General features: G+C 74.7%; 2 protein-coding genes and 1 pseudogene. 2 read left to right on the top strand and 1 reads right to left on the bottom strand.

Annotation, left to right across the window (positions count from 1 at the left end; genetic code table 11):
• On the bottom strand, nucleotides 1-1,287 hold a 1,287-nt coding region (locus tag VF697_RS01720), incomplete at its 3' end, for a permease (RefSeq protein WP_331091603.1).
• Nucleotides 1,288-1,462: 175 nt separating this feature from the next.
• Between VF697_RS01720 and VF697_RS01715 the strand changes: the two genes are divergently transcribed.
• Together VF697_RS01715 and VF697_RS01710 are read left to right on the top strand one after the other, a co-directional pair.
• Nucleotides 1,463-1,852: a response regulator gene (locus VF697_RS01715; RefSeq protein ID WP_331091601.1), complete on the top strand. Its 390-nt coding sequence runs from the start codon at nucleotides 1,463-1,465 to the stop codon at nucleotides 1,850-1,852.
• Nucleotides 1,833-2,094, top strand: a pseudogene (locus tag VF697_RS01710) (hypothetical protein); the annotation flags it as partial. The gene VF697_RS01715 and the pseudogene VF697_RS01710, both read left to right, overlap by 20 nt.

The raw sequence follows: 2,094 nt of genomic DNA, 5'->3' as shown, positions 1-2,094 counted from the left end.
GCCCGGGGGCAGGCGCGAGAGCCACTCCGCCGCCAGCAGCGGCTCCACCAGGGCCGCCATCCCCACGCCCACGAGAATCCAGGGCGCCGTGTGGTCCACGGACTCGATGAGCCCCTCCTTCAGCCCCTGGGCGAGCCGCTGGCGCAGGGGCGGCGTGGGGCCTCCCGCCGGGGAGGTCATGGCGGCGAGCTGGGCGGCGGGCACCAGCCGGCTCACGATGACGCCGCAGAGCAGGGCCACGAGGAAGGCCCCACCCAGGCGCGCCAGCGTGAGGGGCCAGCCGATGAGCGGCACGGAGACGAGGAAGGCGCTCACGCCAATCTCCGGCGCGGCCACCAGGAAGGACAGCGCGGCGGCGACGGGCACGCCCTTGCGGATGAGGCCGCGGTACACGGGCAGCACTCCGCACGAGCACAGCGCCAGGGGCAGGCCCACCACCGTGCCCCGCAACGCCTGGGTCAGGGTGGAGCCGCGCCGCAGCCACGCCAGCGAGGCATCACCGAGGAAGACCTGGCCGAGGCCGGTGAGGACGTAGGCGGCCAGCAGCGCGGGCGCCGTCTCCAGCGACAGGTGGAGGAAGGTGGCGCCCGCGCCGAGCTCCCCGGGCTGCGCGCCCAACACCGGGTGCGCGTGGGAGATGAAGGCCAGCAGCGCCACCGCGGAGACGGCTCCGAGCCCCGAGGCGAGCCGCCCCGCGCGTCCTCCGTCCGCCATGCCCGCGCGCCCCCGGACGAGTGCCGGCAGGAAGGCGCCCGCGACGAGGGCCTGGAAGAGCGCCGTCCCTTGCACCGCGCCGGGCCCGAGCACCGACTCGCCCCAGCCAAAGCCCGCGGCCCCGGCGAGCGCCACGGCCACCAGCAGCACCAGGGCCCCGAGGGCCCCCACCGCTGGCCGTACCAGCCACCACAGCCCCAGGCCCAGCGGCAGCCGGTGCAGCACCACCGCCAGCGCGGCGAGCACCCCGGTGTCGCTCCCGTGCAGGGAGAGGGCCCGTCCCTCCAGCGCCGCGTGCGCCGCCATGCCCGCCACCGCCAGCACGGGCCCCGCCGCCGCCGGCAGCCACCGCCTCAGCGCGAGTGCCAGGCCCAGTCCCGCCGCCGCCGCTCCGAGGGCTCCCGTCCCCGCCAACGCCAGGCTGTGCGGGAGGATGTGCACCAGCACCATGCCGCCCAGCGCGACGAAGACGAGCCCTTCCAGCGCCGCGGTGGCCGTGTGCCGACCCTTCACTGCCCTCTCCACCAGGGGCGCCATCATCCACGCTGCAAGACCCAGGGGGAGCGTCATCATGGTAGCCTCGCAAAACAGGATAGAACCGGGAGGTTAGCGCCATGGGGGAGGGCTCGCAACCGGGGAGAGGCCTCCGAGGGCCTGTCCGAAAAGCACCGCGTCCCCCGCCTTTCGGCTTGCGAGGCCGGCCCTCGTGGGCGGACGCTCCCGGGGCCAGCCGGCGGGAGGACGGGACGTGCTACGGGTGCTCGTGCTCGAGGATGACGAAGACCTGAGGTCCATCCTCTGCGAGCTGCTCTCGGCGGTCGGCGCGGAGGCGTGTGTGGGCGCCGGCTCCCTCGCGGAGCTCGAGCGCCAGCGCGTCGAGGCGCTCGGGTGTGGGCTGGCCATTCTGGACATCAACCTCGGAGCCGGCGTGCCCAGCGGGCTGGAGGCCTACCAGTGGCTGCGGGGCAACGGCTTCTCCGGGAGGACCGTCTTCCTCACCGGCCATGCCCGCTCGCACCCGCTGGTGCGCCAGGCGCTGGAGCTGCCCCACGTGCAGGTGCTGTCCAAGCCCATCGACTCCAAGGTCCTCCTGTCCCTGGTGGTGGAGAGCGGTTCCCATGGGACCGGAACGACCTAGGCCGCTCTCGCTCGGGGTGGCGCAGCAGGAGGACCTGGCGCGGGCCTGGCGCGGCGACGTCGTCGGCACCGTCCTGGTCGTCCTGACGGAGCTGGCCTACTTCTTCATCGACTACCGGGTGTTCCACGGCGCCCTCCTGCTGCCGGGGCTGCGCGCGCTGCACTCCCTGTGGGCCGTGCTCCTGCTGGCGCTGCTGTTCGCGCGCCGCGGGCGCCTGTCCCTCACGCAGCTCGAGGCCTGCT

The sequence above is a fragment of the Archangium sp. genome, from assembly GCF_036388035.1.
GTDB lineage: Bacteria > Myxococcota > Myxococcia > Myxococcales > Myxococcaceae > Archangium.
The sequence above is the reverse complement of the archived record's forward strand: the minus strand, read 5'-3'. Positions and strand labels throughout refer to the sequence as shown.